This window comes from Pseudomonas sp. SDT291_1_S447 (assembly GCF_054070155.1).
Map to the genome: position 1 here is coordinate 1 of NZ_JBSVXS010000005.1, position 18,367 is coordinate 18,367.

At 59.8% G+C, this 18,367-nt stretch carries 17 protein-coding genes and 1 riboswitch; of the genes, 10 read left to right on the forward strand and 7 right to left on the reverse strand.

All coding sequences use genetic code 11. The features are described 5' to 3' along the window. Window positions 1-17: 17 nt before the first annotated feature. Window positions 18-287 (reverse strand): hypothetical protein, encoded by a 270-nt coding sequence (locus ACW9IR_RS03155; protein ID WP_457461589.1) that lies wholly within the window; start codon window positions 285-287, stop codon window positions 18-20. Window positions 288-295: 8 nt separating this feature from the next. On the opposite strand from ACW9IR_RS03155, the gene ACW9IR_RS03160 reads away from it, so the two are divergent. The 4 genes from ACW9IR_RS03160 (at window position 296) to ACW9IR_RS03175 (ending at window position 4,399) form a co-directional block, all read left to right on the forward strand. Then, a complete protein-coding gene (locus ACW9IR_RS03160) occupies window positions 296-1,231 on the forward strand; it encodes a Ppx/GppA phosphatase family protein (protein WP_457461591.1) in 936 nt (311 codons plus the stop codon). Between the two features lie 42 nt (window positions 1,232-1,273). Beyond that, window positions 1,274-1,467, forward strand: a riboswitch (cobalamin riboswitch). A gap of 144 nt (window positions 1,468-1,611) precedes the next feature. Next, on the forward strand, window positions 1,612-2,625 hold the full coding sequence (locus tag ACW9IR_RS03165) for an ABC transporter substrate-binding protein (RefSeq protein ID WP_457461593.1): 1,014 nt from the start codon (window positions 1,612-1,614) through the stop codon (window positions 2,623-2,625). Between the two features lie 8 nt (window positions 2,626-2,633). Then, window positions 2,634-3,638, forward strand: a complete 1,005-nt coding sequence (locus ACW9IR_RS03170) for a FecCD family ABC transporter permease (RefSeq protein WP_176470075.1) — start codon at window positions 2,634-2,636, stop codon at window positions 3,636-3,638. After that, on the forward strand, window positions 3,635-4,399 hold the full coding sequence (locus ACW9IR_RS03175) for an ABC transporter ATP-binding protein (protein WP_457461595.1): 765 nt from the start codon (window positions 3,635-3,637) through the stop codon (window positions 4,397-4,399). Before ACW9IR_RS03170 ends, ACW9IR_RS03175 begins: the two co-directional genes overlap by 4 nt. On the opposite strand, the gene ACW9IR_RS03180 is transcribed toward ACW9IR_RS03175, so the two are convergent. Further along, window positions 4,338-4,889: a GNAT family N-acetyltransferase gene (locus ACW9IR_RS03180; RefSeq protein ID WP_186614424.1), complete on the reverse strand. Its 552-nt coding sequence runs from the start codon at window positions 4,887-4,889 to the stop codon at window positions 4,338-4,340. The two genes, ACW9IR_RS03175 and ACW9IR_RS03180, sit on opposite strands and share 62 nt — an antisense overlap. A gap of 428 nt (window positions 4,890-5,317) precedes the next feature. On the opposite strand from ACW9IR_RS03180, the gene ACW9IR_RS03185 reads away from it, so the two are divergent. From ACW9IR_RS03185 to yecR, 3 genes are all read left to right on the forward strand, one after another. Then, the gene (locus tag ACW9IR_RS03185) at window positions 5,318-6,694 is read left to right on the forward strand and encodes a pyridoxal-phosphate dependent enzyme (protein WP_102902145.1); all 1,377 of its coding nucleotides are present in this window, start codon (window positions 5,318-5,320) and stop codon (window positions 6,692-6,694) included. Further along, entirely contained in the window at window positions 6,691-7,863 is a 1,173-nt protein-coding gene (locus ACW9IR_RS03190; RefSeq protein ID WP_457461597.1) for a cystathionine gamma-synthase, read from the forward strand. Before ACW9IR_RS03185 ends, ACW9IR_RS03190 begins: the two co-directional genes overlap by 4 nt. 510 nt (window positions 7,864-8,373) lie before the next feature. Next, window positions 8,374-8,682, forward strand: a complete 309-nt coding sequence (gene yecR, locus ACW9IR_RS03195) for a YecR family lipoprotein (protein ID WP_007918065.1) — start codon at window positions 8,374-8,376, stop codon at window positions 8,680-8,682. A 98-nt stretch (window positions 8,683-8,780) separates the two neighbouring features. Here yecR and ACW9IR_RS03200 read toward each other — a convergent pair whose 3' ends face one another. After that, window positions 8,781-10,403: an ATP-binding response regulator gene (locus ACW9IR_RS03200; RefSeq protein ID WP_457461600.1), complete on the reverse strand. Its 1,623-nt coding sequence runs from the start codon at window positions 10,401-10,403 to the stop codon at window positions 8,781-8,783. A 114-nt stretch (window positions 10,404-10,517) separates the two neighbouring features. Here ACW9IR_RS03200 and ACW9IR_RS03205 point away from each other — a divergent pair, with 114 nt between their 5' ends. Further along, complete coding sequence (locus ACW9IR_RS03205) at window positions 10,518-11,123, forward strand: LuxR C-terminal-related transcriptional regulator (RefSeq protein ID WP_457461602.1); 606 nt, start codon at window positions 10,518-10,520, stop codon at window positions 11,121-11,123. Between the two features lie 14 nt (window positions 11,124-11,137). On the opposite strand, the gene ACW9IR_RS03210 is transcribed toward ACW9IR_RS03205, so the two are convergent. From ACW9IR_RS03210 to ACW9IR_RS03225, 4 genes are all read right to left on the reverse strand, one after another. Next, window positions 11,138-11,518: a fe2+ zn2+ uptake regulation protein gene (locus ACW9IR_RS03210; protein ID WP_095120391.1), complete on the reverse strand. Its 381-nt coding sequence runs from the start codon at window positions 11,516-11,518 to the stop codon at window positions 11,138-11,140. Window positions 11,519-11,650: 132 nt separating this feature from the next. Beyond that, window positions 11,651-13,867: a TonB-dependent receptor gene (locus ACW9IR_RS03215; RefSeq protein WP_457461604.1), complete on the reverse strand. Its 2,217-nt coding sequence runs from the start codon at window positions 13,865-13,867 to the stop codon at window positions 11,651-11,653. A gap of 109 nt (window positions 13,868-13,976) precedes the next feature. Further along, a complete protein-coding gene (locus ACW9IR_RS03220) occupies window positions 13,977-14,378 on the reverse strand; it encodes a transcriptional regulator (protein ID WP_457461606.1) in 402 nt (133 codons plus the stop codon). A gap of 26 nt (window positions 14,379-14,404) precedes the next feature. Continuing rightward, window positions 14,405-15,295, reverse strand: a complete 891-nt coding sequence (locus ACW9IR_RS03225; RefSeq protein WP_102902138.1) for an HpcH/HpaI aldolase/citrate lyase family protein — start codon at window positions 15,293-15,295, stop codon at window positions 14,405-14,407. 614 nt (window positions 15,296-15,909) lie between these two features. Between ACW9IR_RS03225 and ACW9IR_RS03230 the strand changes: the two genes are divergently transcribed. Continuing rightward, complete coding sequence (locus tag ACW9IR_RS03230) at window positions 15,910-17,304, forward strand: Y4yA family PLP-dependent enzyme (protein WP_457461609.1); 1,395 nt, start codon at window positions 15,910-15,912, stop codon at window positions 17,302-17,304. 14 nt (window positions 17,305-17,318) lie between these two features. Further along, entirely contained in the window at window positions 17,319-18,362 is a 1,044-nt protein-coding gene (locus ACW9IR_RS03235; protein ID WP_457461611.1) for a PLP-dependent cysteine synthase family protein, read from the forward strand. The last annotated feature ends 5 nt before the right edge of the window (window positions 18,363-18,367 follow it).

Below are 18,367 nucleotides of genomic sequence, written 5' to 3' on the forward strand. Positions count from 1 at the left end.
GCCCGTGACGCTCCGCGTCATTGGACGCGGAGCGGCCCTAGAGGCATTCCCACGCGGAGCGTGGGAACGATCAACAGCCAAATCGCGGGCAAAAAAAAGCTGCCAAAACCGGCAGCAAAAACTTTAAGAACACGCGATGTATTGGCCTCAGCATAGACGCCGAATAATGACAGTGTCATGACAGCCGCAAATTCATTGAACCGCCCCTGCCCCGTCATCAGGATGTCATCAAGATCACGGCAGAATCCTCGCAAACCGTCTTGAGCCTCGCGACGGATGCTCTGCAAGGATTCCCATGAAAGACGACGCCTCGCTGTTTGCCGCCATCGACCTGGGTTCGAATGCCTTTCGCCTGATGATCGGCCAGTCAGTGCGCAGTCGAAAAGGTCTGCAGATTCAGGAAGTGAAAACCCTGCGTGAACCGGTGCGCCTCGCTGAAGGTTTTGATGGCGGAGCGCTGGATGCGTTGGCACTGGATCGCGGCTGGCAGGCGTTGGCGCGGTTCGGCAAAAAGCTGCGCGGCTTCGAGGCCGGCCGAGTCCGTGCGGTGGCGACCAGTGCGGTGCGTGAGGCGAACAACGCGCAACTGTTTCTGGCCAGTGCCGAGCGGCATCTGGGCTTTCCCATCGACGTCATTTGCGGCCATGAAGAGGCGCGGCTGGTCTACGCCGGCGTGACCCATGCCTTGCCGAGCGCTGAAGACCTGCGCCTGGTGGTCGACATCGGCGGCGGTTCCACCGAGCTGATCCTCGGCCAAGGCTCACACCCGTTACTCACCGAAAGCATCGCCATCGGCAGCGGCACGTTGAGCACGCGGTTCTTTCGCGGCGGTGACGTGTCTGCCGGGGCGCTACAGGAGGCCGAACGCTTCGCCATTCTGCAGTTTGAAAAGGTTGCCCGGCGCTATCGTGCGCAGGGCTGGCAGCAGACCATCGGTTCTTCCGGCACTGCGCGCATGCTGGCCAAAGTGCTCAAGACCAATCGCCTCAACGACTACGGTCAGGACGGCATTACCTACGGCGGACTGCTGCGCCTGTCGCTGCTGCTGTTGAAGGTGAACAACGTGCAACAGCTCAAGCTCGCCGGCCTGCAAGCGCATCGCCAAAGCATTCTCCCCGGCGGTCTGGTGTTGATGCTGGCGGCGTTCAAAGTGTTCGGCATTGCGCAGATGCTGCCGTCGGAACCGGGTCTGCGTCTGGGCGTGTTGCACGGTTTGATGAGCCAGCACTGATCCTCGCCACGGCAGATTCGTCTCCCCTTCAGCGGCTCGATCGACTACCATGCCGCCGTCGGTTCCCGAAGGGGACTAATAGGGAATCCGAGGTGCTTGCACAGCATTGATCGGAACTGCCCCCGCAACTGTAGGTGCCGAGCCTGCTCCACAACGGCCACTGGGTAAATCCCGGGAAGGCTGGAGCAAGGCGATGACGCATCAGTCAGGAGACCTGCCGACACAGTGATTACTAACCGGCGGGGTGTCCGGGAAGGACATCGTGCCGTGCGCGTCTTCGTTGGCTGCCCGGCCTTGCGCTGTTTTCCTGACCGCGTTCGATGGTGTGTTTCCAGACCGTACTCTCCCGCTCCCCGTACGGTTCCCTTGGAGACTGCCCCATGCTGCTGCCCCGCATCGCCACCCTCATCACCGGCCTGAGCCTTGGCGCCATGGCGCATGCGGCACCGACGGTCTATCCGCTGACGATCGAAAACTGCGGCAGCAGCCTGACCTTCCAGCACGCCCCGACGCGCACCGTGACCATCGGCCAGGCCGGCACGGAAATGCTCTACGCCATGGGCCTGGGCGACAAAGTCGTCGGTACTTCGCTGTGGTTCAACAATGTGCTGGATAAATACAAGGCACAGAACGACAAGATCGAGCGTCTGGCCGATAACGAGCCGAGTTTCGAATCGGTGATCGGCAAGCGCCCGGAACTGGTCGCCGTGGAGCTGGAATGGATGGTCGGCCCACAGGGTGCCGTGGGTACTCGCGAGCAGTTTCATGAACTGAAGATTCCGACCTACCTGCTGCCTTCCGATTGCGAAGCCAAGGACAACCTCGTCGGCGCCGACGGCACGCGGCTCGCACCGTTTCGCATCGAGACGATTTACAAGAGCGTGAGCCAACTGGCGCAGATCTTTGATGTGCAGGAGCGTGGCCAGCAGCTCAATGATGAACTCAAGGCCAGCCTCGCGCGTTCGATAGCCACCGCCCAAGGCAAACAGCTCAAGGACGCCAGCGCGCTGGTCTGGTTCTCCAGCGCACAAATGGACATCGAGCCATTCGTGGCCGGGCACAAAGGCGTTCCCGATCTCATGCTTAGCACCCTCGGCGTGCGCAACGTCGTGCAGTCCGATGAAGAGTGGCCAACGGTTGGCTGGGAAACCATCGTCAAAGCCAATCCGACCTTCCTCGTCATCGCGCGCATGGACCGTCGCCGCTTCCCCGCTGACGACTATGAAAAGAAACTCGCCTTCCTGCGCAGCGACCCGGTGACGCGCAACATGGATGCGGTAAAGCACAACCGCATCATCATTCTCGACGCCATGGCCATGCAGGCCAGCCTGCGCATGTTCGATGGCATCGAGCAACTGGCCACGGCCATCAACGGCTATGACCTGTCGCAATGAGTGCCAGCCTGATCCGTACGTTATTGGCCTTGGCCACACTGTTGATTGCAGTGGTCGCTGGCGTGGCCATCGGCGAAACCTCGATTGAACCGGGCGTGGTAGTGCAAGTGCTGGCGAACAAATTGTGGGGCGCCGGATACGCACTGGATCCTATCGATGAAGGCATCGTCTGGAACTACCGCCTGACCCGCGCACTGGTCGCGGCGGCGTGCGGTGCCGGGTTGGCCACGTGCGGGGTGATTTTGCAGTCGTTGTTGCGCAACCCTTTGGCCGATCCGTATCTGCTGGGGATTTCTGCCGGGGCTTCGACCGGTGCGGTGATGGTGGCGTTGCTCGGTGTTGGCGCCGGGCTCATCTCGCTGTCAGTCGGAGCTTTCGCCGGTGCAGTCACCGCGTTCGTGCTGGTGATTTTGCTGGCGCGCGTAAGCGGCTCCGCCAGCGGCACCGGGCAAATCATTCTTGCAGGGATCGCGGGTTCGCAACTGTTCAATGCGCTGACGGCGTTTTTAATCACCCGCTCGGCCAGCTCTGAACAGGCACGCGGGATCATGTTCTGGCTGCTGGGCAATCTCGGCGGCGTGCGCTGGCCGTCGGTGTGGCTGGCGGTGCCGGTGGCCGTGTTGGGGTTGGTTGTGTGTCTGTGGCATCGGCGGGCGCTGGATGCGTTTACCTTTGGTGCGGATTCGGCGGCATCCCTCGGCATTCCGGTGCGACGCGTGCAGATTCTGCTGATTGGTTGTGCGGCGCTGGTGACGGCGGTGATGGTGTCGATTGTCGGTTCGATCGGTTTTGTCGGCCTGGTGATTCCCCACGCCGCGCGTCTGTTGCTTGGCACCGGGCATGCACGCCTGTTGCCGGCCAGTGCGTTGGGCGGCGCGGTGTTTTTGATTGCCGCCGACGTGCTGTCGCGCACGCTGATCAAAGGTCAGGTGATTCCGGTCGGGGTGATTACCGCACTGGTCGGGGCGCCAGTGTTTGCCTTGATTCTGGTTGGCCGCAGGTCCGCGCGATGAACAGCGTTTTGAGTTGTTCTGGTCTGAGCTTCAAAGTGCGCGGCGCCGAGTTGCTCAACGGTGTCAGCCTTGAAGTTCGGCGCGGCGAAACCCTGGGCATCGTCGGGCCGAACGGTTCGGGGAAATCCACCCTGCTCAAACTGCTGGCCGGGTTGCGCGAACCGAGCGCTGGCGAGGTGCTGCTTGAAGGTCAGCGCTTGGGCAAAATGGCCCGGCGCAGCATTGCGCAAAAACTGGCAGTGGTCGAACAACAGGCCGACACCGATGACGGCATTCGCGTGTTCGATGCGGTGGCGTTGGGGCGCACGCCCTGGCTGTCGGCGCTGCAACCGTGGTCGCAGGTGGACGACGCCATCGTCGAGCAGGCGTTGACTGACGTTGATGCGATGCACCTGCGCACACGCCTGTGGCGCAGCTTGTCGGGGGGTGAACGGCAACGGGTACACATCGCTCGGGCATTGGCGCAACGACCGCAGATTCTATTGCTGGACGAACCGGCCAACCACCTCGACATCCAGCATCAACTGACCATTCTCAACGTGGTGCAGGCCTTGCCGGTGACCACGCTGATCGCACTGCATGATCTCAATCAGGCGTTGAAATGCGATCGTCTGGCGGTGTTGGAACGGGGTCGACTGGTGGCGTTGGGTGCGCCGTTGGAAGTGCTGACACCGCAGCGGTTACAGGACACTTTCGGGGTCAGGGCGCACTATCTGACGGACCCGTTTGATGGGGCGCAGATTCTTCGATTCCACTCATGACATCCTGCATGTGCGTCGTCTGCCAGACCGGGTCAGCGTCGACCTCGATAATCTCGAAGCCCTGCCGCTGCCAGAACTGGATGGCCCCCGGCAGAAACGGATGAGTGTGCAGGTAGATCAGCTCGACCCCGTCGGCGAGCGCCATTTCCTTGAGTGTTCGATACAGCGCGCCGGCCAGCCCTGAGCGTCGCTGCGAGGGCAGGACGAACAGGCGGACGATTTCCACCACGTTACGGTCAGGCCAGGCAAGGCGCGGGAAGCGTCGGTCGTAAGGCAGATAACCGATGGACGCGACGATCTGCCCTTGCTGGCGAGCAATCAGAAAACGCCCTTTCCCACCCAGATAAACCTCGGCGAAACGCGCCAGATCGTCTGGCATACCCGTTGCGCTGAGCTTGGGAAAAAGCTCGGCACGGGCCGCCAGAACAAAATTCAGCACCTCGCCAATGTCTGCTTCAGACACGGCCTGAATGATCGGTTGATGACTCATGTAGTGCAAACGCCTCGATTGCGGCCGGTCAGAGTAACAACACCCTACCCTGCGCTGCCATGGAAATTCCCCGAACCTGAATGTCATGCCCCGGCAGGGTCAACACCTTCATTGGCTGACCCGCTACCATCTCCGGCAGCCGATAACTGCGCGATGTGAAATCTTCCGGACGGTTTTCGCTGCAGGATATTGCTTCGCAAATCAAGCCGCTCGTGGCCGGGAAGACGCCCTTTGAAAACTCAATGACGCCTCTGTGTAAACGCACTCAAACCCGTCCCGGCAAGTCTTTGATTTCGATCTATCGTTAGATCGAAATGGCTGTATTTGCGACCGACTAAAGGTTGCGACAGCCGATGTCTGAGCCTATGTTGCACGCGAGTCTTTTCCCCGCGATTGGAACGCGATCAACACCACCAAGAGGTGAAGAAATGTCAAAGGAATCACGCCCTGCCGTACTTGGGCTGATAGGCAACACTCCGCTTGTGCAAGTCACCCGCTTCGACACCGGGCCTTGCACGCTGTTTCTCAAACTCGAATCGCAGAACCCCGGTGGCTCGATCAAGGACCGCATCGGTCTGGCGATGATCGACGCCGCCGAGCGTGATGGTCGTCTGCAACCCGGCGGCACCATCGTTGAAGCCACCGCCGGCAACACCGGCCTGGGCCTGGCACTGGTTGGCCGCGCCAAAGGCTATCGCGTGGTGCTGGTGGTGCCGGACAAAATGTCCACCGAGAAAGTCCTGCACTTGAAGGCCATGGGCGCCGAGGTGCACATCACCCGCTCCGACGTCGGCAAGGGTCATCCCGAGTACTACCAGGACGTCGCCGCGCGTTTGGCGAAAGACATTCCCGGCGCATTTTTCGCCGACCAGTTCAACAACCCGGCCAACCCGCTGGCCCACGAATGCAGCACCGCGCCGGAGATCTGGGCGCAGACCGAACATGACCTGGACGCGATCGTCGTCGGTGTCGGTTCGGCCGGTACGCTGACCGGCCTGAGCCGCTTCTTCAAGCGCGTGCAACCGGATCTGGAAATGGTCCTCGCTGACCCGGTCGGTTCGGTCATGGCGCAATACAGCCGCGACGGCACGATGCCGACGCCCGGTTCATGGGCGGTGGAAGGCATTGGTGAAGACTTTATTCCATCGATTACCGACCTCTCCAGCGTGCGCCACGCCTACTCGATCAGCGATGAAGAGAGCTTCGATCACGCCCGCCAGTTGCTCAAGGCCGAGGGTATTCTCGGCGGCTCGTCGACCGGCACCCTGCTCGCGGCGGCGCTGCGTTATTGCCGTGAACAGACCGAGCCGAAACGCGTGGTGAGTTTTGTCTGCGACACTGGTACGCGCTATCTGTCGAAGGTCTATAACGACCAGTGGATGACCGATCAGGGCCTGTTGCAGCGCAAGGGCTACGGCGATCTGCGTGACCTGATCGCCCGGCGTTTCGAAGATGGCCGCGTGATCAGTGTCGGCCCCGGCGACACCCTGCTGACTGCGTTCCAGCGCATGCGCCTGGCCGATGTTTCGCAGTTGCCGGTGCTGGTGGAAGGCAAGCAACTGGTTGGCGTGATCGACGAGTCGGACATCCTGCTGCCGGTGCACGAAGACGCTTCCCGTTTCAGCCAATCGGTGTCCAGCGTGATGACCGACAAGCTGCAAACCCTTGCCCCCGGCGCCAGTCTTTCCGAGCTGGAAGCGGTGCTCAGCCGTGGTCTCGTCGCGATCATTGCCGATGCATCGGGCTTCCATGGCCTGATCACCCGCACCGACATGCTCAACCAATTACGGAGATCCCTTGCATGAGTCAGCACGACGATAAATCCCAAGGCTTCGCGACCCGGGTGATCCACGCCGGGCAGACGCCTGACCCGACCACCGGCGCGCTGATGCCGCCGATTTACGCCAACTCCACGTACCTGCAAGACAGCCCCGGTGTGCACAAGGGTTTCGACTACGGCCGCTCGCACAACCCGACGCGTTTTGCCCTTGAACGTTGCGTGGCGGACCTGGAAGGCGGCACCCAGGCGTTTGCCTTTGCTTCCGGGCTGGCAACGATTTCCACGGTGCTCGAACTGATCGATGCCGGTTCGCACGTCATCTCCGGCAATGACTTGTACGGCGGCACGTTCCGCTTGTTCGACAAGGTCCGTCAGCGCAGTGCCGGACACCGTTTCAGCTACGTCGATCTGACTGACCTGGCGGCGTTCGAAGCGGCGCTACAGGACGACACTCGCCTGGTGATTGTCGAGTCACCGACCAACCCGCTGCTTAGCCTGTCGGACCTCGCCGCTATCGCCCGTATCTGCCGTGCACGCGGGATCATCAGCGTGGCCGACAACACCTTTGCCAGCCCGTATATCCAGCGGCCGCTGGAGTTGGGTTTCGACATCGTGCTGCACTCGACCACCAAGTATTTGAACGGCCACTCCGATGTGATCGGTGGGATCGCCGTGGTCGGCCAGAACGAAGAACTGGCCGAGAAGCTGGGCTTCTTGCAGAACGCGGTCGGTGCGATTGCCGGGCCGTTCGATGCATTTCTCACCCTGCGCGGGGTGAAAACTTTGGCACTGCGCATGGAGCGTCATTGCAGCAACGCACTGGATCTGGCGCAGTGGCTCGAACAGCAGCCGCAGGTCAAACGCGTCTACTATCCGGGGCTGGCTTCGCATCCGCAGCATGAATTGGCCAAGCGCCAGATGCGCGGTTTCGGCGGGATGATTTCCGTGGATCTGAACAGTGATCTGGACGGTGCGCGGCGCTTCCTTGAGAACGTGAAGATCTTCGCCTTGGCGGAAAGTCTCGGTGGCGTGGAAAGCCTGATCGAGCACCCGGCGATCATGACCCACGCGACCATTCCGGCTGATACCCGGGCGAAACTGGGGATCGGCGACGGTCTGGTGCGTCTATCGGTGGGCGTCGAAGACGTCGAAGACCTGCGCGCCGATCTGGCGCAGGCGCTGCAATCGATCTGACCTTGCAGGAACGACAAAGCCCGCATGAAGCGGGCTTTGGTGTTCGAGTAGGCGGCCAGTGCTGGTCTCTGGCTTACAAGGTTTATCGGGCTTCCCACAGTACCGGGCCAAATTGAAAAGGTACGGCCTCGGCTGCTTCACACGGCATAAGGGCTGGATCTCAGCGCGGAGATCTTTCTAACCGTGTACCTTTCGGAGCGCGCCCCACGCCCCCTTGCTATCCGATTGCGCATCAGTCTGCGTCTTCGCCTACATCTATGAGCCTAGCAAAGGCTCGCCGACGCGGGTCAGTGTTTTTAGACTGATTCGAGCTTTGCCCGAATCGGGCAGGAAGAGAAGCGCCTAACACCCGTCGACCCCCCTACTGCACTAGCACATTTGTGCTAATCGACCGCCCTGTCAGCTGGCGTTATATTCCCCCGCACCCCTCGATGTTCCTCAACGTTGCCTGCTCGCAGCGTGCGGGATCGTTGTGCCTGGAAATCAGAACAACACCAAGGAAGACACACCATGAAAACCCTGATCGCAACACTCACCCTCAGCGCCCTGTTCCTCACTGGCTGCGCCACGCCGAAACAATGGGAAGCCACTGGCGGCAGCAAAAACGATGGCGTCGTCCAGGTCTCCTATGAACTGGGCCAGTTCGAAAGCGGCCAGACCAGCGCCGAACAAGGCCTGACCGTCGCCGCGCAACGCTGCAAGACCTGGGGCTACAAAAACGCCGAGGTCACCGGCTCCGAAAAAAACATCTGCCGCACCATGGGCCAGTACAACTGCCTGCAAACCACCATCACCCAGGATTACCTGTGCAAGCGCTAGACGCTTGACCCTGTAGGAGCTGTCGAGTGCAACGAGGCTGCGATCTTTTGATTTTGATCCTGAAAAGAAGATCAAAAGATCGCAGCGTGCCGCAGCTCCTACAAGGCTTGGGTTTGCGGTTGGTGATCGCGCAAGGCTCGCAAAGTTGCGCGCAGTTCGGCCGGGCGCACCGGTTTGGACAGAATGGCAATCTGGCGGTCATGTAGCGCGGCCTGGATTTTTTCGACGTCGTGTCCGGTGATGATCATTGCCGGTACTGCCCAGCCCCGTTGTTTACGCACATCGTCGATGCATTCGATGCCAGTGGCGTGGGTGCCGAGGTCATAATCGGCGACGATGATGTCGCAGTCAGTCATCAAATCCCGCCCGCTCAGTTCAGCTTGAACCACACAGCCCCAACGCTCCAATAGCGCCGAAGTCGCGAGCAATACGTTGCGATCATCCTCCACCAGACACACCTTCAACCCGGTCAGTAAACCGACCTGACGTGCTTCATCCCGATTGACCGTTGCCTGCGGCGACGCGGTGATCGGCAAGCCGTACAAAGTCACCGCTGTTCCCCGCCCGAGCCGCGAGCGCAGAGTAACGCCCACACCAATCAACTCCCCCAGGCGCTTGACGATCGACAGCCCCAACCCCACGCCTTCGACGTCTTTGTCACGCACTTGCCGCACCCGATAAAACTCTTCGAACACCTTGGCCAGATGCTCTTCGGCAATTCCGTTGCCTTGGTCATAAATCACAATGGCCAGCCCTGCCCCGCGCCGACGCACGCCGATCAAAACCGGCCGATGCGCACCGTATTTGAAGCAGTTGGAAAGCACGTTCTGCACCATGGTCGCGAGCAACGCCGGATCGCTGCACACCCAGTATTCGCAGGGGCGAAACCGCAGCTCCACGCCAGCCCAACGCGCCGCTTCGGCGTTCTGACGAATCAGATCCGCGAGCCATTCACCTAAATTGAAAGTTTGCAGTTTGGGCAGAACCCGGCCGTTGTCGAGGGTGTACAGATCGAGAATCGAGCGGAACAACTGCGAGACGTTGAGCAACGAACGGTCGATGTTGTCGACCAGACGTCGCTCCTCATCGCCCAACCGCGATTCCCGCAGGCACGCGGTAAACAGACCGATGGAGTGAATCGGCTGGCGCAGATCATGACTGGCCTGGGCGAGAAACCGCGATTTTTCCAGATTCGCCGCCACCGCTTCTTCGGAGGCCTTGCGCGTACGCTCCAGCAACAAATGCGCGTAAAACGGGATCACCGTGCTGGTAATCATCAGCATCAACACCATGAACGGCTGAGCCTGCCACGCCGGTGTCAGCCGATAGACACACAGCAGCGACAGCAACGCCAGCGCCGTGGCGATCGCCAGATAGCGCGAGCCATAGCGCATACCGTTGCCGAGGTTGACCCAGATAATCACCGCGTACAGCGGCAATGCCGCCTCACCACCGACCACCAGGCCAAAGCAGGTGCCGGTGTAATCGTGGATCATGGCGAAGATCCGCCGCGCCGGGTAATGCCCGGGCCAGCGCACAATCGCTTGGCGCAGCACTATCGAGGCCAGTAAAAACAGGCAGATATATGTGACCACCGGCAAATACGTATCGAAGCGCTGCCCCGGCAAAAAACCGAGGACGAGCATGTAAACCACGGCAATAGCGGCGATGATAATGCGCAGATTGGCCTGGTCGAGTTCGGTGTTTTTCTCGAACTTCACGGGAAACGTCCTTGTGCGGCAATCGTCAGATTCAGAAGCAGCCTACAGGCAACCCTTGCTCTCGGTGCTAATGTGCAGACCTTGAGCAACGCCTGACCCAAGGAGGGTCACGCCATGACCTGCCGAATTATCATAGCCGACGATCACCCACTGTTTCGCGAAGCGATGCTGCGCACAGTTCAACGTTTGCTTCCCGACGCCCTTATCGACGAAGCCGGCGATCTCGACGCCGTGCTGGCGCTGCTGCCGTTGGGTGATGAGCCGGACACATTGATTCTCGACCTGCGTTTTCCCGGACTCACCTGTGTCAGCCAGCTCGGCGAACTGCGTCGGCGCCTGCCGCGTACCACGCTGATTGTGGTGTCGATGATCGATGATGAGGCGTTGATCAGCGAAGTCATGGCCGCCGGTATCGACGGCTTTATCGGCAAGAACATCTCCCCCGATGAAATCGGTCAGGCGATTCTGGCGATTCGCGAAGGTGAAGTGCTGGTGAAGTTCGCGCCATCAGGCTTGCTGCCACTGGAAACCGGCGCCGCCCTCACGCCTCGTCAGCAGGAGGTGCTGCGCTTGATCGCCCAAGGCAAGACCAACAAGGAAATTGCCCGCGAACTGGATATCTCCCCGTTCACGGTACGCATTCATGTGTCTTCTTTATTACGCACGCTGAACGTGCCCTCGCGAGCGGCCGCCGCGGTGAAATACACGGGGACTCTGTAGGCGCTCGGCAGCGCCTACAGATGATCGGTGTGTTGCTGCAGCAATTCCATGGCCTCAGAGGAAAATCGGTAGGTCTTGTCACTCCCAAGCACGATCAGCCCCTCTTCACCCAGACGCTTGAGCACTTCACGCACGCTGACGAACGACAGTTCGGGCGATGAAGACTCGACAAACGTATGCACGCCATTCACTCCAATCCCATGCCCGTCGCGGCCGGCCACCACCAGTGCATTGATGACTTTGAAGCGGATCAGGCTGGTGCGCAGTCCGAAGTGGCGCAGCAGTTCGCGAATATGCGTATTGGCGCTGCGATCAAACTCAAAGGCCAATGGGTTGTTCGCTGCCCGAAACGCTGAAGGTGCGTTTACAGCGCCAACGCCTGGGTGGTTAAACATGGCGAATACTCCCTTTCTGAAATGTTCAGGCGGGTTGCAGCTGCTTCCCGCCTGCCGACCACGTGTCGGACAGGCAACGTGATCGTGACTTTCTATATAGAAGGTGACGACAGCGCCGCCCTTCCCGCCCCGTCAGAAATCGACCGTGGCCGACAGCTGCAAGGTCCGCGGGTAACCCGGAGAGAACGCGCCATAGGACGCCACGCCCGACCAGTACTCACGATCGAACACGTTCTGCACCGTGGCGCGGAACGTCGTTGGCCGGCCTTCGATTTTTGTCGCATAACGCGCGCCGGCGTCGAAGCGGGTCCAGGCATCCAGTTCCTGAGTGTTGGCCTGGTTGACGTACTGGCTGTCGGTGTAGATCGCCCCGCCGGTAAGGGTGAAGCCTTCAAGCCATGGCGTGTCCCATTCGGCCCAGAGGTTGGCTTGCACATCCGGCACGCCAACCGGTTTGTTGCCGCGATTGGCCTTGGTCGCCGAATCGGTCAGTTCGCCGTCGAGCACCGTCACACCGCCCATCAGGCGAGTGCCCGGTGCCACTTCGCCGAACATGCTCAACTCGATACCACGGTTACGTTGCTCGGCCTGCACCGAGAACACGTTGTCGGCACCGACTTCGCCACTCGGTTTCTCGATCTGGAACAACGCCAACGTGGTCATGAACGTGCCGTGCTCGTACTTGACGCCAATCTCGTGCTGCTTGGATTCGTACGGGGCAAAGGTTTCGCCGGCGTTGGACGCCGTGCCCGGGGCGATGTCGCCCTTGCTCAAGCCTTCGACATAATTGTAGTAGAGCGAAACGTCTTGCCAAGGCTTGACCACCACGCCAACCAGCGGGCTCGTGGCGTTGTCCTTGTATTTCGAACTGACCGCACCGGCCGCGTTGTAGTTACGCGATTCGATGTCCTGACGACGTACCCCGAGAGTCAACTGGAAGCGGTCATCGAGCATCGACATTGTGTCGGTCAACGCCACGCCGGACAGCTCCGACTCGGAAACGCGCAACACTTTGGGCGAGTTGATGTACTGCTGCGGCCTGTCGATCGGGTGGTAGATATTCGACAGAATGGCCGTGCCGTTGTTGATACCGCGCGACAGCTCATCCTGATACCGGGTCGCCATGACCGTGGTGGTGTGAGTGATCGGGCCAGTGGCAAACACGCCACGCATACCGACGTCAGCCGTCGAGCGATCAACGTTGAATTTGTAGTAACCCGGGATGTTGCTGGTATCGCCGGCGTCGTTGAGGATTCTCGGCACCTGATCGGACAGGCGCTTAACGTCGGACTTGCCACCACCGGCATGAGCGAACACGGTGACGTTATCCGTCAGGTCATATTCGCCACCGAGCAAGGCCGACTGCTCTTTGGTGTCCGACCAGCCCCAGTCCTGCGACAGGTTGGTGCGGCCGTTCGGCGCAGACGGCACATCAACACCCGGCGCAATGGTGAACGGCCGCGAAGCGCCCTCCCAACTTTCTTTCTGGCTGATGTAATCGAGATTCAGGCGCAAACGCTCGCCACGATAATCCAAAGCGATCGCGCCGACACCGAGATCGCGGTGTTGATCGTCAATCGCCGTGTCGCCACCCTGCAAGTTGCCGTTGAAACGCACGCCGAACTGGTTTTCCGAACCGAAGCGCCGGCTCAGATCCAGATGCCCACCGACCTGAGAGTCCGAGGCATAGGTGCCGGTGAACCGGGTCAGGTCTTCATCCAGCGGCCGCTTGGGCACGATGTTGATCACGCCACCGACGCCACTGTTCGGCGAGATGCCGTACATCAGCGCGCCCGGCCCCTTGAGCACTTCGACGCGCTCGGCGTAGTCGGTGAACACCCGGTAATTCGGCGCGACACCGTAGACGCCGTCGAACGCCAGCTCACCAAGGTTGCCTTCGCCAATCGGGAAGCCACGGATGAAAAAGGAATCGACGATACCGCCAGTCTGCCCGGTCGAGCGCACCGAAGGGTCGCGCTCCAAGGCGTCGGCGACGGTCACGGTCTGCAGATCGGCGAGGGTCTTGGCGGTGTAACTGGTGACGCTGAACGGCGTGTCCATCACGTCTTTGTTGCCCATAATGCCCAATCGGGCACCGCGCGCCACCTGGCCGCCGGCGAGGGTTTCCGGTAACGCAGTCGCGCCGTTGTAACGGGCGTTGACGTTGGTAGTGTCGAGGGTCAGCGCGTCCGGCGCGGCGTTCGCAGTCGGGTCGGCGGCAACGCCTGGTTGCTCGGGGCTGGCGGCCCAAGCGTTGGCGCTTCCTGCGACCAAAACGAAATTCAGCATGGCGGTACGCACGGCGAGTGTTAACACCCGCTCACCGCAAGGACGACTGACAACAGGCATGACGTGAGGATCCTTTTCATCGAGGGAAAATGGTAATCACTCCTATTGCCAGTCGATCTGCGAAAAAGTATCACCCGCAGTAAAGTTTTTTTCTGTCGCCCGCTCAGGGTCAGGCGTAGAGACGTTCCAGCGGGATCGCGACCAGCGGCAACGCAGGGTCAAACGCGTGCCGGGTGGTCTTGTACGGAAAAATCTCGCCGCGAGCGATGGTGGTGAAAATTCGCGCCACCTCGAACGCCTGCCCGGTCTGCCAATGCCGCACACAGACGCGTGGATCGGAGTAGTCGAGCTGGATGCACGGCACCCGTCTCAAGCCCAACTGCAACGCCGCGGTGAAACGGTGATTGCCGTCCATCACGATGCCGCGCGAACGCTCGACGATGATCGGTTCCAGCCAATGCCCGGCGCGGACGATCGACTCGCGCAGCAGCGCCACGTTGGCCAGGTCGACCTGCTCCGATTGCAACACGTCGCACAGTGGTCGCAGCGCAATCTGATAACCGTGGTCCATGGTGATCTCCTGATTCGCCGGGGATTTCAGCAGGCATCGGCGCGGGCGACCGGCGCATGCTGACTGGCCATATCGAGCAGGCGCTGGGCGAGTTCGATCAGCGGCAAGTCGACCATTTCGCCGTCCACTTGCACCGCGTGACTGCCCGTGGCCACCGCCCGCATTACGCGGTCAGCCCAGGCCAATTGACGCGAGTCCGGCAGGAAGGCGCGTTGCACCGTGGTGAGCTGGCCGGGATGGATGCACAGCTTGGCGCCGAAGCCCAGCGACCGCGCGTAATGCGAGTCCTTGGCGACCACCGCCAGGTCGCTGATCGCCGGCGTCACGCCATCGATTGGCGACGGCAAATCCGCCGTGCGCGACGCCAGTACGATGCGGTTGCGGGCAAACAGAAACGCCTCGGGCACCTGGCTGCAGTTGATGTCCAGCGAGAAATCCAGCGAACCGAACGCCAGTCGCGCCACGCCGGAAATGGCTGCGATCGCCTCGACCTGTTGCAGGCCTTTGGCGGTTTCGATGATGGCGACGATCGCCAGTTTCGGTTGCCACGCCAGCAGGCGTTCGACCACGCGTGCCAGGGCCTCGGGGCATTCGGCTTTGGGCAGGAAAATCCCCTCGCAACGCTCGGGGTAGCGCAGGTCGCTGAGCCAGCTCAGATCCTCGGCAAACAGCGTGCTGCTGACGCTGTTCAGGCGAATGTACCGCTCGCAGGCAACGCTCGGTGTTTTCTCCTGCCACGCCTGGATGGCGGCGCGAGCGGCGACTTTGCTGTCCGGATGTACGGCGTCCTCGAGGTCGAGAATGATCGCATCCGGCCCTGCATCGCAGGCTTTGGAAAAACGCTCGGGACGGTTGCCCGGCACGAACAGGTAGCTGATCGAGAGTGGCGCTTTGCGGCTGAGTCGATCGGATTGCATGGCGTTGCTCCTTTGACGTGAACCCGTCGTGGTTTGTGAAAATTTTCAGGCCCGTTCAACGGCAGATTTGCCTGCCGTTCCGGGGCTTGTCGCAACAGCCCTTAACGCCTTATTGATCAAGCAATTAAGAGACTTTTTAATCTCGGGACGAACGAGTCCTTGAGCGTGTAAATGCACGTTCATAGATTCACCTGAAGCAGGTCGTTATTGAAAAATATTTGAAAACCTTACTTGATAATCGTTCCTGTTCGCAATATTGTTCACGCCGCCAAGAGGAACTATTCTCGTTTCAAAGCAAGTCATCGGTATCTGCAAAAGTACCTGTCAGTGATGTCACTAAAACATCAGCTACAGGCTGCTACAGGGCAATGGCCAGCAACTAACGGCCATTCATTACATCCGCACAAACCTTATGGAATGGGGTTCTCATGCAATTGTTCTGTGAACCATTTATTACGATCAGGGCTACAGATCCAATAGCGGATTTCATTTGGCATCCGCCTCCCAGGCGTTTAAAGGCTCGACGCTAACGAGCAAAAAAGACGACCTGCATCGATAACAATCGGTGATCGAACTATCAATGGCGACGTAACTTTCGACGCCAGGGGTTAACTATGCCTACAACAAATAAATCTGCTGTTGAGCAGCCGTATAAAGTTCATCACCCGGAGATGTTAACGCCACTGATCGACCCGGTTATTTCCACGCTTATCAACAAGTTCCCGAACAAACTTGCAGACTTGGTGGAACAACAGGGCTCACCGTTAAATCTGGTCTGGCCCCATGCGTTTGAATTGAACACGCAAGCGCTGCTGAACGTATTGAAGCAATATCAGGTTCCCCATGCCCTGTTCTACGGGGCCAAGGCCAACAAGTCGCAAAGCATGCTCGGCGCTGCAGCGAATTCGGGGATCGGCGTCGATGTGTCGAGCATTCACGAGTTGAATGCTGCCCTGCGCGCAGGTGTGCCGGGCACCAAAATCTGCGCCACAGGACCGGCCAAAACAGCCGTTTTCCATCAAGCGCTGATCAGCGCCGGTTCATTGATTTGTGTGGATTCGCTGGAGGAATTCGATCACCTGCATAGTGTGATCCCCACACAAGCAGGTCCGACGAAAACCAGAGTGCTACTGCGTTACAGACCGAAAAGCAGTCAGAACAGCCGATTCGGGATGGGCTCGCAAGACCTGTTGCAATGCCTGCAACGGTTGACAGAAAACCCTGAGCCTTTTCATTTTGAAGGTTTCCATTTTCACCTCGGCGGCTATGGATTCGAATCCCGCGCACAGGCCTTTCGTGAGGTCAGCGGATTTATCGAGGCGGCCAGGGAAATGGGCTTGAATCCGCAGATGATCGACATCGGTGGCGGCTTGCCGATTCGTTATGTCGAGCCTGAGACCTACGCTCAGTTCCTGCAAAATGACAATAACCCGAGCCACTATTACAACCAGAAAGTTCCCGCCGCTTATTATCCTTACGGCAGTGAACTGACCGCGACGCAATGGCTGACGTTATTGCTCGAAGCCGAGCACTCGCCGGGCTTGTCGATTGCCAATTACTTGCAGACGCAGAATATAACCCTCGCACTCGAACCCGGCCGAAGTCTGGTCGATCAAGCCGCCATGTCAATATTTCGCGTCACGCGCAGCAAACAATTGGCTGACAATAAAACCGTGATCTTCGTGGAGGGCAGCAGTTTCAGCGCTTGCGAAACCTGGTTTGCCTCGGAATATCTGGTAGATCCGATACTTGTCAGTACCAAACAACAGCCACACGCCCCGATCCAGGCTTATATCGCCGGCCATAGTTGCCTGGACGATGACGTCATTACCCATCGCCTGATCAACTTTTCGACGGCACCGCAAGCCGGTGACTTATTGATTTATATCAACACCGCCGGCTATCAGATGGACTTGCTGGAAAACGAGTTTCATCGCCATCCCCTGCCCCGGCGGTTGACGGCGACCTGTTGTACGGAAGGTAACTATGCGTTTTCACCTGACTACTAAAGGGAACAATTGCAATGATCTTGAATAAAGTTTCTGACCTTATTGGTAATACACCGATGTTGGGCATCGATGTTCCGGACACCAACGCGCGATTGTTGTTGAAGATTGAAAAGAACAACCCCGGCGGCAGTATCAAAGACCGCATGGCGCGCAACATGGTGCTGGCGGCGCTCAAGTCCGGTCGCCTGAAACCCGGCGGTGTCGTGGTCGAATCGTCGTCGGGCAATACCGGGATTGGTCTGGCCATGGCCGCAGTCGAGTTCGGCCTGCATTTCATCGCCGTGGTCGATCACCACGCCGCACAAGACAAGATCGCCGTGATGAAGGCCCTCGGTGCCGACATTCGTTTCGTCAAAGGCACCTATCGCGAAGACGAAGTCGCGGTGGTCGAGCGCCAACAGATGGCCGCCGAACTGGCGAGCGAGATTCCCGGCGCGGTATTCATGAACCAGTCCGATAACGCCGCCAATGCCGGCGGCTACAGCGATTTCGTCCGCGAAACCATCGTGCAGGCTGAAGGCGTGGTCGGCGCCTACGTCGGCTGCGTCGGCACCGGCGGTTCGATGACCGGTATTGCGCGCGGCTTGAAAGTGCACAACCCGGACACCGTCACCGTCGCGGTGGAACCGGCCGGTTCGATCGTCTTCGGTCACCCCGGCTATCCCTACTACCAATCCGGCACCGGTACGCCGGCCGGCGACACCGTGGGTCTGGTGCTCGACTACAGCTGCATCGATCTGGGCGTGCAAGTCACCGATTCGCAGGCGTTCGAAACCGCCCGCTACATCGCGCGTAACTTCGCCCTGCTGGTCGGCGGCTCGACCGGTGGTGCGATTTTCAAGGCACTGGAGCTGATCCACAAAGGCGTGCTGAGCGGCAACGTCGTGGTGCCGATCGCCGACGGTGGCGAGAAATACCTGCACACCGTGTTCGACGACAAGTGGCTGCAAGAGCGCGACCTGATCGACCCGAGCATCGCTCCGCAACTGGACGCCTGGCTGGGCAAGACCCACTGGCTGGACACCGTTTCCGCGCCGCTGCAACTGAGCGTCGCATGACCCAC